The organism is Corynebacterium sp. BD556 (assembly GCF_038452275.1).
GTDB classification, from domain to species: domain Bacteria; phylum Actinomycetota; class Actinomycetes; order Mycobacteriales; family Mycobacteriaceae; genus Corynebacterium; species Corynebacterium mayonis.
Genome location: NZ_CP141643.1, coordinates 188,896 through 202,695, shown reverse-complemented (window position 1 = coordinate 202,695; position 13,800 = coordinate 188,896). Strand labels below are relative to the sequence as shown.

General features: G+C 60.8%; 12 protein-coding genes and 1 tRNA gene. 6 read left to right on the top strand and 7 right to left on the bottom strand.

From position 1 onward, the window contains the following. Positions 1–23: 23 nt before the first annotated feature. Positions 24–4,613, bottom strand: coding sequence for an ATP-dependent helicase (locus VLL26_RS00955; protein WP_342319279.1), 4,590 nt, complete (start codon positions 4,611–4,613; stop codon positions 24–26). A gap of 29 nt (positions 4,614–4,642) precedes the next feature. Between VLL26_RS00955 and VLL26_RS00950 the strand changes: the two genes are divergently transcribed. From VLL26_RS00950 to VLL26_RS00930, 5 genes are all read left to right on the top strand, one after another. After that, on the top strand, positions 4,643–5,407 hold the full coding sequence (locus tag VLL26_RS00950; protein WP_342319278.1) for a 3'(2'),5'-bisphosphate nucleotidase CysQ: 765 nt from the start codon (positions 4,643–4,645) through the stop codon (positions 5,405–5,407). Positions 5,408–5,417: 10 nt separating this feature from the next. Next, positions 5,418–6,218 (top strand): thymidylate synthase, encoded by an 801-nt coding sequence (locus tag VLL26_RS00945; RefSeq protein ID WP_342319277.1) that lies wholly within the window; start codon positions 5,418–5,420, stop codon positions 6,216–6,218. Next, the gene (locus VLL26_RS00940) at positions 6,215–6,685 is read left to right on the top strand and encodes a dihydrofolate reductase (RefSeq protein ID WP_342319276.1); all 471 of its coding nucleotides are present in this window, start codon (positions 6,215–6,217) and stop codon (positions 6,683–6,685) included. Before VLL26_RS00945 ends, VLL26_RS00940 begins: the two co-directional genes overlap by 4 nt. Position 6,686: 1 nt before the next feature. After that, positions 6,687–6,953, top strand: a complete 267-nt coding sequence (locus VLL26_RS00935) for a mycoredoxin (RefSeq protein ID WP_342319275.1) — start codon at positions 6,687–6,689, stop codon at positions 6,951–6,953. A gap of 24 nt (positions 6,954–6,977) precedes the next feature. After that, positions 6,978–7,050, top strand: a tRNA-Arg gene (locus VLL26_RS00930). Positions 7,051–7,112: 62 nt separating this feature from the next. Here VLL26_RS00930 and trhA read toward each other — a convergent pair. Then, positions 7,113–7,883, bottom strand: coding sequence for a PAQR family membrane homeostasis protein TrhA (gene trhA / locus VLL26_RS00925; RefSeq protein WP_342319274.1), 771 nt, complete (start codon positions 7,881–7,883; stop codon positions 7,113–7,115). 327 nt (positions 7,884–8,210) lie between these two features. Here trhA and VLL26_RS00920 point away from each other — a divergent pair, with 327 nt between their 5' ends. Beyond that, entirely contained in the window at positions 8,211–8,978 is a 768-nt protein-coding gene (locus tag VLL26_RS00920; RefSeq protein ID WP_342319273.1) for a DUF1906 domain-containing protein, read from the top strand. Between the two features lie 44 nt (positions 8,979–9,022). On the opposite strand, the gene VLL26_RS00915 is transcribed toward VLL26_RS00920, so the two are convergent. From VLL26_RS00915 to VLL26_RS00895, 5 genes are all read right to left on the bottom strand, one after another. Further along, positions 9,023–10,675, bottom strand: coding sequence for a solute symporter family protein (locus VLL26_RS00915; RefSeq protein WP_342319272.1), 1,653 nt, complete (start codon positions 10,673–10,675; stop codon positions 9,023–9,025). Between the two features lie 4 nt (positions 10,676–10,679). Next, positions 10,680–10,958, bottom strand: coding sequence for a DUF485 domain-containing protein (locus VLL26_RS00910; protein WP_342320115.1), 279 nt, complete (start codon positions 10,956–10,958; stop codon positions 10,680–10,682). Positions 10,959–11,145: 187 nt separating this feature from the next. After that, a complete protein-coding gene (locus VLL26_RS00905) occupies positions 11,146–12,000 on the bottom strand; it encodes an aldo/keto reductase (RefSeq protein ID WP_342319271.1) in 855 nt (284 codons plus the stop codon). A gap of 16 nt (positions 12,001–12,016) precedes the next feature. Further along, positions 12,017–12,376 carry an FKBP-type peptidyl-prolyl cis-trans isomerase gene (locus tag VLL26_RS00900; protein WP_342319270.1) on the bottom strand — a complete coding sequence of 120 codons (360 nt, stop codon included), beginning with the start codon at positions 12,374–12,376 and terminating at the stop codon, positions 12,017–12,019. A 76-nt stretch (positions 12,377–12,452) separates the two neighbouring features. Continuing rightward, entirely contained in the window at positions 12,453–13,748 is a 1,296-nt protein-coding gene (locus tag VLL26_RS00895) for a citrate synthase (protein WP_342319269.1), read from the bottom strand. Between the last annotated feature and the right edge of the window lie 52 nt (positions 13,749–13,800).

Sequence of the window (13,800 nt, the reverse complement as noted above, 5' to 3'; positions counted from 1 at the left end):
AAAGACTGAACTGACCTCCCGAGTTAGTCGTTGAAGCTCAATTCCTCCAGGGCTTCACTTACTGAGCGCCCGTAGCGCTTCGGCGCAGCCTTGGCCTTAGCACCGATCCTTGCCCCCTTGTGAGTCACAGCAGCACCATAGTTGCGCAGCGAGAACGCAGGCTCACCGTTGAGCTTTTCCACGTTGAGCGGGCGCATCCGACCCAAGGACACAGCCTCGTCAAGTGCGGAAACCACCATGTGGAGGGGGTCTTTGACTTCGGCCGGAAAGGAGTCGAAAAATGTGGTCATGGTTTTGCCGCCGCGGGTGATGTGGGCGGCGAGGAGGCCGTCGATAAGCACAACAATCGCCCCGGCGCTGCGGGTCGGTCCCTGCGCAGGCCAAGGCAGCCCCGCTCCATAGGGGTTGGCGGGATCAGTCGCGGCCATGACGTAAACGTGAGGGTCGCGGGTGCCCGAAGGCCAGCCCACCACATCGTCGCTATCTTGCTGCCCACGCAACCGGTCGATGGTCGCAGGTGTGGAAAACTGTGCCGCACCCAGCCCCTCGATTAAGTAGCCGCGCATCGCCTGGCCGGACTCCTCAAAACCGCTGAGCACCTTATAAGCAAGCCCAAAACCACCCACCACATCCTCAGCAACCACCGCTCCGCGTGAGACCACACCGTAGCGGTCCAACCATGCCTCACCAAAAGCTACGAAACGGCGGGTCACGTCAGTGTCTGCAGCAGGTGTAGCCGCCCACCGCCCCACCATGTCCGGCGGTGTCATCGACGCAAAGGCAGTGCGCCCCGAACGCACCCGGGAACGCGACGGCCGCCGCTTCGCCCGGTGCGCGGTTTTACCCCCGGCGAGGCGAGCGCGGATCGGCGCGAAAGAATCAGGCGAGATACACCCGGATTCGACGAGGTCCCACAGGCTCTCACGCAACTCCTCGGTGGTAGTGCTGGGGCTCAGCAAATCGCTAAAGAGGAACCCGCCGCCGGCGCGCACCTTCTCCATGATCTGGGCCTGGGTAAGCGAGTACACCGGCTGTTGTGATTGCGGCAGAAGTTGGGCGGCGTAGTCGGCGGGCAACAGCATGATCCAAGGGTCGCGCGCGCCTGCTTTGCCAGCGCCGACGATGAGAATCTCCCCGCCGCCGGTCAGCTCATCAAGCATCTGGGGGTTGTAATCACCAACACGCGAGGGAAGAATCCACGACTCCCAGGCGGATGCGGGCAGGCGCACCCCGGCGAGCTGTTCCAGGACGGTGAAAACCCCGTCCACACCACGCAATGGTGGTGTGGCCCCGGCGGGGGCGACGTTGAGCCAGGCGGGCAGGAAACGCCCGTAGGCGGATTGGGAGACAGGTCGGGTTTGCGCGCGGGCGGCAGCCAGCGAGCGAGTTCGGATGATGCGCAACACCTCGGCGGCCACGTACTCCTGCTCATCAACGCCTTGCCGGTAGCGTCCTTCGATGACCTTGGTGGCGTCGACAAGCGGCTGCAGGGCGGAGTAGGCGGCGCCGATGGCAAGCCCGAAGGCGTGGGCAAGATCGCGCAGTGTGAAGGGGCCTCGGGTGCGCACCCACCGGCTGACAAGCTGAGACAAGGCATCGGGAATTGTGGCGACCTGGGCTGCGATGCCGGGCGGAACGGGCACCCCGAGGGCGTCTCGCAGCACAGCGGCATCGTGAGCCTGAGCGATGTGTTCTTCTCCCCCGATGCGCACGCGCATCACGCGCGGGCCAAGCGAAGATTCGAGGGCGGACAAAGGCACCGCGGTGAAATCTTCCAGGTTGGCGATCGGCACCGGGCCGACCATGCGCAACGTATCGGCGAATTGCTCTGAGGTTGTCGCGCGCCCAAGACGGCGCAAAGAGGCGTCGACCTCGGCGATGATGTCGGGATCCAAAAGCTCGCGCAGCTCCACGGTGCCCAACAGTTTCGCCAGAAGTGAAGGGTCGAGCGCTAAAGCTGCGGCGCGCTTTTCCGCCAGCGGGGTGTCACCCTCGTACATGAAAGCGCTCGTGTAGTTAAACAGCAGCGATGAAGCGAAAGGGCTCGGCTGGTCCGTGGTAACTTCCGCGATGCGGATGCGCCGCGTACCTAGATCCCGCATCACCTCTTGCAGGGCCGGCAGGTCATAGACGTCCTGGAGACACTCACGGACGGTTTCGAGGATGATTGGGAAAGAAGGGTAGTTGCGGGCGACGTCGAGAAGCTGCTCGGCGCGCTGGCGTTGTTGCCACAGTGGCGCGCGTTTGCCCGGGTTGCGGCGCGGCAGAAGCAGAGCACGGGCGGCACATTCGCGGAAGCGGGAGGCAAACAGGGCGGAGTTTCCCACCTGCTGCGTAACAATGTCGGCGATTTCATCGGCGTTGAAGCTGAAAAGTGAACCTTCAGGTTCCTTCTCACCTTGGGGCAGGCGCAGGACAATGCCGTCATCACCGGCGACTGCCTGGGCGTCCATTCCCGTTTCCTGGGCGATGCGCCAGCCGGTAGCCAGCGCCCACGCGGAATTGACGGGTTTGCCGAAAGGCGTGTGCAGTACCACGCGCCAATCCCCCAGCTCGTCGGTGAAGCGTTCGAGCACAAGCGTGGTGTCGTCGGGCAGGATGCCGGTGGCTTCTTCCTGTTCCTCAAGGTATTGCAGCAGGTTGCGGCGCGCGTAGTTGTCGAGGGAGGCGTCGAGGTTCTCGCGCGCTTGACGACGAAACTTCCCCAACGCCACACCCAGCTCGAAGGGCCTTCCCGGCCCGTCGCCGCTCCAAAAAGGAAGCCGCCCGGTGTGCCCGGGCGTCGGGCTGACCTGCACCTGGTCGCGGGTAATGTTTTCGATGCGCCAGCTTGATGCTCCGAGGGTGAACACGTCGCCGACGCGGGACTCGTAGACCATCTCCTCGTCGAGCTCTCCGACTCGGCGCGGAGCGGAGTCCTCTCCCCCAACCAAAAACACGCCGAACATGCCACGGTCCGGGATGGTTCCGCCGTTGGTGACGGCTACACGTTGGGCGCCGGGGCGGGCGCGCAAGGTGTCGCCGTGGACAATTGCGCGGGGCCGCAGCTCAGAGAAGTCGGTCGAAGGGTACACACCGACGATCAGGTCGATGACCGCGTCATAGACTTCCCGGCTCAATTCGCGGTACGGCCAGGCGCGGCGTACGGTGTCGTACCACTCGTTGATGTCCAGGTCCTCCATGCTGACCGCGGCGATGGTTTGCTGGGTCAACACGTCCAAGGGCGAGTTCGGTGTGTGCAGCTCCTCGATGAGCCCTTGGCGCATCCTCGGCACGGTCACCGCTGTTTGGACCAAGTCAGAGCGGTGCTTTGGGTAGAAGGCCCCCTTTGACACCGCACCCACGGTGTGCCCGGCGCGGCCCACCCGTTGTAGGCCGGAGGCGACTGACGGCGGCGACTCCACCTGCAGCACCAGGTCAACTGCGCCCATGTCGATGCCCAGTTCCAGCGAGGAAGTTGCCACGACAGCTTTGAGGCTGCCCTCCTTAAGCAGGTTTTCAGTGGTCAACCGCTCGTCTTTGGAGACGCTGCCGTGGTGGGCCCGCGCGATCACGGCAGCGGCGTGGCTTGCGGTGTCAACGGACTTCATCAGTTGCGCGGGCGGGCGACGGCCGGTGTGCGACAGGGCCTGCGGGTCGTGTTCTTTCGCCCACAGCTCATTGATCTGACTGGTAAGGCGTTCGGCGGAACGCCTGGAGTTGACAAAGACAATGGTGGAGCGGTGCGCCATCACCTGCTCGTAGACGGCACGTTCAATGTGCGGCCACATCGAATGGTTTGTGGGGGCGGGCGCGTTTAATTGGTCGTCGATAATCGCCTCGCCGATGGTGGAGGCGTCCTGCATCACGGGCAGATCACTCATGTCCTCCACCGGCACGATGACATCTAGCTGCCACTTCTTCTCGCCGGGCGGGGCAATGATCGTGGTGCGGGGGCCGAGGAAATTGGCTACCGCACTCAAAGGCCGCACCGTCGCCGACAAACCGATGCGCTGAAAGTCCCCGGCCAGACGTGCGAGGCGCTCCAAAGATAGCGCCAGGTGTACGCCGCGTTTCGTGCCGGCTAATGCGTGGATCTCATCAACGATGACGGTGTCGACGGTTTTGAGGATCGCAGCCGCCTTCGAGGTGAGCATGAGGTAGAGGGATTCCGGTGTGGTGATGAGGATGTCCGGGGGTTTTCGCACCTGCCGGTTACGTTCTGCCTGCGGCGTGTCCCCGGAGCGCACTGCCACGGAAATGTCGGGCATGTCGCGGCCTAAGCGCTGGGCGACGCGGGCAATGCCGCTTAAGGGCGCGCGCAGGTTGTTCTCCACGTCCACGCCAAGCGCTTTAAGGGGTGAGATGTATAGGACGCGGACCCCTCCGTGGGTTGAGGTCTGCGAGGCGCCGATCGGCAAAGCCTGCTGACCGGCACGCTCGACCAGGCTGTTTAAAGACCACAAGAAGGCGGCGAGGGTTTTGCCTGCGCCGGTGGGTGCCACCACCAGCGAGTTCTCCCCGTGAGAGATTGACTCCCAGGCTTCGCGCTGCACCCGGGTGGGCGCGGCGAAGACTTCACGGAACCACGTAGCCACCTGGGGGTGGAAGCGTTCCAAAATCTCCTCGGGCATGGCTGATACTCTACGGTAGGGTTCTTTGTATGACCGCTACCTATTCAGACTCCCGCCTGACTAACCTGATTGCCCAGGGCACGGGCGAGATTCTCAAAGGGATCCGTGGCGTCGGCCTTCTACGGGGACGCGAACTGGGTGAGGCGGGCGACGACCTCGCCCAAAACTGGATTGCGCGCGTGCTTGCCCAGCACCGACCTGACGACGGTGTTCTTTCTGAGGAGGCTGCCGACAGCCGGGAGCGCCTTGGCAAAGACCGCGTCTGGATCGTCGATCCCCTCGATGGCACAAAGGAGTTCGCCACCGGCCGCCAGGATTGGGCGGTGCACGTCGCCTTGGTGGAAAATGGGGTGCCCACCCATGCCGCCGTTGGCTTGCCGGATCTGGGTGTCGTGTTTAAGTCTTCTGACGTTCGCCACGTCACAGGCCCATACGCGCGCAAGGTGGCCCTGTCGCGCAACCGCCCACCTGCGGTGGCGAGGCAGGTGGCGGCTCATCTCGGGTTTGAGGCGGTCGGCGTTGGTTCGGCGGGCGCGAAGGCCATGCACGTGTTGCTGGGTGATTACGATGCCTACGTTCACGCTGGCGGCCAATATGAGTGGGACCAGGCAGCCCCGGTGGGTGTGTCGCTGGCGGCCGGTCTGCATTGCTCGCGTTTGGATGGCTCGCCGCTGCGCTATAACAACGAGGACACCTACATCCCTGACCTGGTTATCTGCCGTCCTGAGCTGGCGGACTCCATTTTGGAGGTGTGCGCGAAGTACCATGCGCAGCATGGCAATTACGAGGGGTAGAATCGGTGGCATGTTTGTGGCCACCCCCTATGAAGATCTGCTTCGCGACGTTTACGAGAACGGAACCTCCAAAGGCGACCGCACCGGCACCGGCACCCGAAGTGTGTTCGGCCGCCAACTGCGCTACGACCTATCTGAGTCCTTTCCCTTGCTGACCACCAAGAAGGTGTATTTCAAGGGTGTCGTCGGTGAGCTTTTGTGGTTTCTCAAAGGTTCCTCGAATGTTGCCTGGCTACAGGAAAACGACGTGCGTATCTGGAACGAGTGGGCTGATGAAAACGGAGAGTTAGGCCCGGTTTACGGAGTGCAGTGGCGCTCATGGCCAACCCCGGACGGCCGCCACGTCGACCAGATCCAGGAGGCTGTAGACACATTGGTGGCGAACCCGGATTCGCGCCGCAACTTGGTTTCCGCCTGGAACGTCTCTGAGCTAGACCAGATGGCGTTGATGCCCTGCCACCTGCTTTTCCAGCTTTATGTCGCCGAAGGAAAGCTTTCGTTGCAGGTCTACCAGCGCTCCGCCGACATGTTTCTGGGTGTGCCCTTCAACATCGCCTCTTACGCCCTGTTGGCCCACATGTTTGCCCAGCAAGCGGGTTTGGAGGTCGGGGAGTTGGTGTGGACGGGCGGCGACTGCCACATTTACAACGATCACATCGCCCAGGTAGAAGAACAGCTTTCGCGCACGGCGCGGCCCTACCCCCAATTGAAGTTGAACAAGGCGGCGTCGATTTTCGACTACGACTTCGACGACATTTCGGTGGAGGGCTACAACCCCCACCCGACAATTAAGGCGCAGGTTTCTGTATGATCGGCGCGATTTGGGCCCAATCTCTCAACGAGGTCATCGGCACCGGCGAGGGCATGCCGTGGCATCTTCCCGAGGATCTCAAGCACTTTCAGCGCGTGACGATGGGCCAACCAATCATCATGGGCCGCAAAACGTGGGAGTCACTGCCAGCAAAGCCGTTGCCTGGGCGCACAAACCACGTGATCTCCTCCCGCCAGCCCGGCGAGTGGTCCGCGGGCGCCTACGTGTCGAAGGACCTGCCCGACTTGCAAACGGACGCTTGGATCATCGGCGGCGCGGAGCTTTTCGAGGCCACGCTCGACGGCGTCGACATCATCGAACGCACGCTTATCGACGCCACCTACGACCTCCCCAGCCCCGTCTACGCCCCCCACATCGACGACTCTTTCACCCTCGTCAGCGACGGCGCCTGGGAAACCTCGGCCAGTGGGCTGCGTTACAAGTTTCAACGCTTCGAAAGGATCTGAGGTGTCCGCTGCCGTCACTGTATTCGCCACCAGTTGGTGCCCCTTTTGTCGCAGCCTGCTTGCCGGGTTGAAGCGCACCAACGTTGTCTACGACGTCATTGATGTCGACGACCCCGCAAACAAGGAGCACTCGGACTGGGTAGCCTCCGTCAACGACGGCAATCGCATCGTACCCACCGTGCGCTTTTCCGACGGCACGCACGCCACGAACCCCGGTGCCAAAGAGGTCGCAGCGAAGTACCGCGAACTCATGCAAAGGCACTTTTAAGCGTGCGGTACCCTAATCTTTACTGCCCCAGTAGCTCAGTGGATAGAGCACGGCTCTCCTAAAGCCGGTGTCGGAGGTTCGATTCCTCTCTGGGGCGCGTATGTCATCAGTCGCGACATGGTGGACAAACCGGTGCTTTTGGGAGTGTCGCTGGCTTTTCTAAAGTGCCACGCTCATCCAGATAGCTATGTGGTGTAATGCTGCGGCGACGATCGTCGTAGCGTGGAATACCTCATGGAAGCCGAAGAAGCGTAGCGACGGGTTGGGCCACTTCAAGGCGTAGACCAGCGCTCCGAAGGTGTAGACCAGACCGCCTGCGCCTAGCAGGAGGGTCACTGCGGGGCCGAGGCCGGTCCACAGACTGGGCACTTCCCAAATGACTAACCACCCGAGTATCAGGTACACGGAAACGCCCATCCATCTGGGGTGGTTGACCCAACATAGGTTGAGGAGCACAGCGAGCAAGGCGCCTGTCCAGCACAGACTGAGCAAGAGTATTGCGCGATCCGGCTGTAGCGCCACGACTGCCACGGGCCCGTAGGTTCCGGCGATGAACACGGCGATCATGGCGTGGTCGGCGCGGCGCCACTTCAGCACTGCGGACTCAGTGCGCCAGGCCCCTAGGTGGTACAGCGCCGAGACGCTCATTGACCCGATGAGGCACAAGGCGTAGAGAGTTGTCATCCAGGTGACTACGCCCGTTGCGTGTATGCGTGCAGTCACGACGACGAGTGGGATGCTTGAACCGATAAAGGCCCAGACTGATCTTTCGTGGAGGATGCCGCGCAGTAGTGGGCGGGGTCCTCGGTCGAAGCGGGGGCGTTGCGGTGCTGCTGCTGTTTCGGCGTCGGCTGGCAAACTGTGGTGCGCTTCGTCGTCGCTGCTGGATTCCGCGCGTGCGTGGGAGGTGTCGGGGCTGCTTGGTCTCATGGGCGCATGGTACATCCACGTGTATTGCTTGGCTGTGGTTGAGAAGAATCGCTCTAGGGAGGTTCTGGTGTCCCTTTTGTTGGGAGGGGGATTGTGTGTCGTTGTTCTTGTCGTGGTTGGCCCTGGTTTTGCGGCAGGTTTTCGCTGAATGATATGTCTTTATGCGGGGATTGCGCGAGTGGTTGGAAGCGAGTTTCGTGAGATGGATTACATTTTGTGCTCCCCTGCCTGGGCTGTTGCGACACTGTGGAGCGCTACAGCTTGAACTATGGTTACAGGACTACACTGTTGTTGCGTATGTGCTCTAAGTGATTTAGGAGTTTTTTAATGCTGAACCGTCGCTTGTTCCTCAAATCCGCCACGGCTGCCGCAGCGGCCGCGGCATTTGCCCCGCGCGCCGCAGCACAGAACAGAGTTCTCGGCACAGTCCTCGACTACTCTGCGGGGGTGCCGTCGGCAGCCTCCATCAAAAACGCAGGCCACCTCGGCGCCGTCCGCTACGTCTCACGGCCACGTGCCTCGTGGATGCGCGGCAAGCCCCTCCAAATCGCAGAAACCCGAGACTTCCAGGCGCACGGTATCTCCACCGCTTCCGTCTACCAGTACGGAAAAGCAGACACCGCCGACTGGCTCGGCGGTGCTGGTGCAGCGGCGATACACGCACCCCAGGCCATCGCCCTGCACAGGGCTGCAGGCGGCCCAACCGGGCGCCCCATTTATATCGCCATCGACGACAACCCCACCCGCGCTCAGTACGAGAACCAAATCCGGCCCTATTTGCACGCCTTTAGCCTCGCGTTGAGTGCCGCTGGTTACCGCACCGGGGTCTACGGCAATTACAACGTCATCCAGTGGTGCAGCGATGACGGCATCGGCACGTTCTTCTGGATGCACGACTGGGGTTCCGGCGGGCGCATCCATCCGCGCGCCAACATTCACCAAGTAGCGCGCCGCTTCACCACCATCGACGGTGTCCAATGCGACGTCAACGACGTCTACTCCCCGGATTGGGGCCAGTGGAGCCCCACGGCACTTGCACCGCAGCTATCCAGCGAGCTTTCCTCCGCCATCCCCTGGGATAAACTCCTGAGATAGCACAAAGGCGAGACCCGAAGGTCTCGCCTTTTCCTTCCGCTGGACTAATGGTCCACGGGGGCTTCCACACCCACCCCGGTCAGGGAGCGGACTTCCATTTCTGCTTGCAGCTTGTCCAAGTTGTCGGGTTTGCCGATAAAGCTGCCAATCGCGCCGGCGATAAACGCCAACGGGATGGAGACGATGCCCGGGCTAGATAGCGGGAAGATCGCCCAATCCGCGTTCGGGAACATCGACGAAGGAGAACCGGAGACTGCTGGCGACAAGAAGATCAAAAGCAGCGCCGCGATCAAACCCGTGTACATGGAGGCAACAGCACCCGCGGTGTTGAAGCGCTTCCAGTACAGGGAGTAAAGGATCGTCGGCAGGTTCGCGGAGGCCGCGATAGCAAAGGCCAGCGAGACAAGAAACGCCACGTTCTGCTTCATCGCCAAGATGCCCAGCACGATAGCGATAACACCAATGACAACTACCGTGATGCGGGAGACACGCACCTGCTCAGCCTCGGTAGCTTGACCGTCTCGAAGCACAGCGTTGTAAATGTCGTGTGCGATGGAGGCAGATGCGGTAATCGCCAGACCAGCGACCACTGCAAGAACCGTGGCGAAGGCGACTGCGGAGATCAAGGCCATGAAAATGGAGCCGCCAAGTTCGAAGGCAAGCAACGGGGCCGCAGCATTTGCACCACCCGGTGCGGCAAGGATGCGGTCCGGGCCAACCAGGGCGGCAGCACCATAGCCGAGGACCAAGGTGAGCAGGTAGAACGATCCAATAAGGACGATTGCCCAGGTCACAGATTTACGTGCTTCCTTGGCGGTGGGGACCGTGTAGAAGCGCATCAAAACGTGCGGCAGGCCAGCCGTACCGAGAACCAAGGCCAGACCAAGCGAAATGAAGTCAATTTGTGTGGTCAGGCTCTTGCCATACTTCAAACCTGGGGCCATAATGTCGGAAGCTTCGTAGCCTTGCTTCTTGATGTATTCGGAAGCGCCGTGCATGTTCACCGCGTCAGTAAACAAGGTGTTGAAGCCGCCCTTGACGGCGACGAACACGAGCACGCTCATAATGACGACACCGCCGATAAGCAAAACAGCCTTGATCATCTGCACGTAGGTGGTGCCCTTCATACCGCCAATCAAAACGTAGGCGATCATCACGATGCCAACTACGGTCACGCACAGCGCCTGCGCGCTAAAGGTGTGCAGGTTCAGCAGTACCGACACCAGCGAACCAGCACCGGCCATTTGGGCGATGAGGTAAAACAGCGAAACAAACAGAGTGCCGAAGGCGGCCGCGACACGGACCGGCTTTTGCCGCAAGCGGAACGACAACACATCCGCCATGGTGAAGCGGCCCACGTTGCGCAGCGGTTCCGCCACCAGAAGAAGTGCGACAAGCCACGCGACGAAAAACCCGATCGAGTACAAAAACCCGTCGTAGCCCGTCAACGCGATGGAGCCGACGATGCCGAGGAAGGATGCCGCAGAAAGGTAGTCACCGGCAATGGCCAGGCCGTTCTGGGTGCCGGAGAAGGACGCGCCGCCGGTGTAGAAGTCAGCGGATTCACTGGTGGTTTTGCCGGCGCGGGTCACGATGTAGAGCGTGACCACGATGAACACCACGAAGATCGCGATGTTGAGAATCGGGTTGCCCACGCCCTGCGGCTGGGCTTCCTGTGCGAGGTAGGAAACATTCATCGGACTATCCCTCCATCACTTCGCGGATATGAGCCGCTCGGGGTTCGATGTTTTTATTTGCGTACTTCACGTACACCCAGGTGATCACGAAGGTGGTCACGAACTGGAGAAGGCCCATCCAGATACCGACGTTGAGCCCAAGGAAGGGCTTCGCCATGGTGTCAGCGAAGAAGGTGGCGACGAGCACGTAAAAGACGTACCAGACGAAAAAGAGAATGGAAACGGGAAAAGTGAAGCCTCGGTAGGCTTTGCGCAGCTCCTGGAACTCGGGGCTGGCCTGCATAGCCACAAAGTCGTCCGGGGTTGGTTCCCGGCGGCTTGGGACTGTGGTCGATCCTTGGGACACGCCCTCATCCTTTCTGGGTTGGTCACAACTAGACCCACAAAGTGTAACAGATCACACACAGAAACCCAGGAAAGAATCTCCAGCACTTCTTAAGTTTTCCGGACACTCACCCCCGCCGCGCCCTTTAACTGGAAGTTTCGCCCTGCCCAACTACCCCCGGAAATTCGAGCGGGTCACCCGACAAACGCCCACCGCCAAGGGAGTCAAGGGTGCGCACGTCTTCGTCGTCAAGCGAAAGCTCGACCGCGCCAAGATTCTCCTTCAACCTCTCAAAGCTGGCCGTCTTCGGAATAACAGAGCAGCCCATTTCCATCAAGTACGCGAGAACAACCTGAGCCGGCGTCGCACCGTGTTTCTCCGCCACACCCGCGATCTCAGAAGATTCGAAGTTCTGGCCGCGCGCCAAAGGCATCCACGCTTCGGTAAGGATATTCTTCTCGCGATGGTAAGAGCGCAGCTCAGGCTGGGTGAACCCCGCGTGCAATTCAACCTGGTTAAGGGCGGGAATCACTCCCGTTTTGCTGATCACCTCGTCCAGGATGGACTCATAGAAGTTCGCCACACCAACCGACTGCAACTGCCCCATCCCCTGAAGTTGGGTAATCTCCTCGAAAGCCCGGACATAGAGGCCGCGCTGCGGCCACGGCCAGTGCACAAGGTAAAGATCGATGAAATCAAGGTTGAGGCGCTTGAGCGATTCCTGGTAAGCCTCGGAGGCGCGATGCTGGTCGTCATTCCACAACTTCGTGGTGACAAACAGCTCCTCGCGCGTCACATCCCCCGCCGCAATCGCATCGTTGATCGCCTTGCCCACTTCAACCTCGTTTCCGTAGAGGGAAGCAGTGTCGATGTGGCGGTAGCCGAGCTCAATCGCGGCACGCACGACCCGCTGCGCGTCTGGGCCAGTCAGCTTGTAGGTGCCAAGGCCGAGAAGCGGCAGGTCGTAGCCGTCGTTGAGGGTGGTAACTGGGATACGCATACCACCTATTGTGCCACTACTTCGCGTCGAGCAAGTCGATCACGAACACGAGGGTGCGGCCGGACAGCGGGTGGCCGCCACCAGCCGGACCATAGGCTTTTTCGGGGGGAATGGTCAGCTCACGCCGGCCACCAACCTTCATGCCTGGGATGCCCTCCTGCCAGCCCTCGATAAGGCCCGCCAAGGGAAACTCCGCGGCCTCGCCGCGGTCCCACGACGAGTCGAATTCCTCGCCGGTTTCGTAGTCGACACCGAGGTAATGCACTTTGAGGTACCCACCGGGAACAGCCTCAGCGCCGTCGCCGACGTGGATGTCTTCAATAACCAAGTCCACCGGTGCGGGTTCCTGCGAGACCTCAAAAGTGGGCTTATCCATAAAACTTACTCCTTGGGAATTGAAAAACCGCCGAGATTGGTTTCCCAATTATAGTCTCGGCGGTTGATCCGCAGAATTAGCGCTGGTCGCGGGGCACAAACTCGCGCTGCGCTTGGCCGGTGTAGACCTGACGCGGGCGGTTGATCTTCGTGTTGAACTGCAGTTGCTCCCGGTAGTGGGCGATCCAGCCCGGCAAACGGCCGATGGCGAAAAGGACAGTGAAGAAGTCCGTCGGGAAGCCCATGGCGCGGTAGATCAGGCCAGTGTAGAAGTCCACGTTCGGGTAGAGCTTGCGGGAGACGAAGTAGTCGTCCTTCAGCGCAATATCCTCCAGCTTCATCGCGAGGTCCAGCAGCTCATCGCCGCCCAGGTGCTCAAGAACCTCGTGCGCAGTCTCTTTCACGATGGCGGCGCGCGGGTCGTAGTTCTTGTACACCCGGTGGCCAAAGCCCATCAAGCGCACACCCTTTTCCTTATTCTTCACGCGGTTCATGAAGTCGGTTGCGTCGCCGTCGTGGTTGTTCTTGATGTCCTCAAGCATTTCCAGGACAGCCTGGTTTGCACCACCATGCAGCGGTCCAGCCAAGGCGTTAATTCCACCAGCGATGGAGACGAACATGTTCGCCTGCGCAGAACCGATCATCCGGACGGTGGAGGTGGAGCAATTCTGCTCATGGTCCGCGTGCAAGATGAGCAGCTTATCCAAGGCCTTCACCAGGATCGGATCGACTTCGTAGGGCTCGGTTGGGTAGCCGAACATCATCCGCAGGAAGTTCTCGCGCGCGTTGAGCGAATTGTCCGGGTACATGTACGGCTTGCCCAGGGATGCACGGTAGGCGTAGGCCGCCAGCATCGGAACCTTCGCCATTAGGCGGACGGTTGCTTTGTCCAACTGCGCCTCGTCGAGGGGGTTGAGCTGGTCCTGGTAGTAGGCGGACAGGATGTTTACAGAGGACGCAAGGACTGCCATCGGGTGCGCGTTGCGCGGGAAGACGTTGAAGGCGGCCTTAAAGTCCTCGTCAAGGAGGGTGTGATGGCGAATCTCTTTGTTGAACGCCTCGAGCTCGTCCTCAGTGGGCAGCTCACCGTTGATCAACAGGTATGACACCTCGTTGAAGGTGGCATTGTTTGCCAGATCCGCGATGTCATAGCCGCGGTAGCGCAAGATGCCCTCGGCGCCGTCAATGTAGGTGATTTTCGACTCGGTCGAGCCGGTGGAGACGTAGCCGGGATCGAAGGTAACTAGGCCCGTTTCTCCGAGGAAGTTGCCCAGTACGATGCCGCTGTCACCTTCGGTGGCGGGCATGATATCCATCTCATACTCGCCGCCGGGGTAGTGAAGTACGGCTTTCTCATTATTTTCAGATGCCACTTTGTGCCTTTCGACGAAGCATTAAATACGACACCCAATCGTATCAAAACTT

What these genes read in the sequence shown, in the direction of transcription:
- trhA (WP_342319274.1), bottom strand. Translation starts at nt 7,883, where the DNA reads ATGAGACCAAGCAGCCCCGACACCTCCCACGCACGCGCGGAATCCAGC.
- VLL26_RS00950 (WP_342319278.1), top strand. Translation starts at nt 4,643, where the DNA reads ATGACCGCTACCTATTCAGACTCCCGCCTGACTAACCTGATTGCCCAG.
- VLL26_RS00905 (WP_342319271.1), bottom strand. Translation starts at nt 12,000, where the DNA reads ATGCGTATCCCAGTTACCACCCTCAACGACGGCTACGACCTGCCGCTT.
- VLL26_RS00900 (WP_342319270.1), bottom strand. Translation starts at nt 12,376, where the DNA reads ATGGATAAGCCCACTTTTGAGGTCTCGCAGGAACCCGCACCGGTGGAC.
- VLL26_RS00945 (WP_342319277.1), top strand. Translation starts at nt 5,418, where the DNA reads ATGTTTGTGGCCACCCCCTATGAAGATCTGCTTCGCGACGTTTACGAG.
- VLL26_RS00920 (WP_342319273.1), top strand. Translation starts at nt 8,211, where the DNA reads ATGCTGAACCGTCGCTTGTTCCTCAAATCCGCCACGGCTGCCGCAGCG.
- VLL26_RS00915 (WP_342319272.1), bottom strand. Translation starts at nt 10,675, where the DNA reads ATGAATGTTTCCTACCTCGCACAGGAAGCCCAGCCGCAGGGCGTGGGC.
- VLL26_RS00955 (WP_342319279.1), bottom strand. Translation starts at nt 4,613, where the DNA reads ATGCCCGAGGAGATTTTGGAACGCTTCCACCCCCAGGTGGCTACGTGG.
- VLL26_RS00940 (WP_342319276.1), top strand. Translation starts at nt 6,215, where the DNA reads ATGATCGGCGCGATTTGGGCCCAATCTCTCAACGAGGTCATCGGCACC.
- VLL26_RS00910 (WP_342320115.1), bottom strand. Translation starts at nt 10,958, where the DNA reads ATGCAGGCCAGCCCCGAGTTCCAGGAGCTGCGCAAAGCCTACCGAGGC.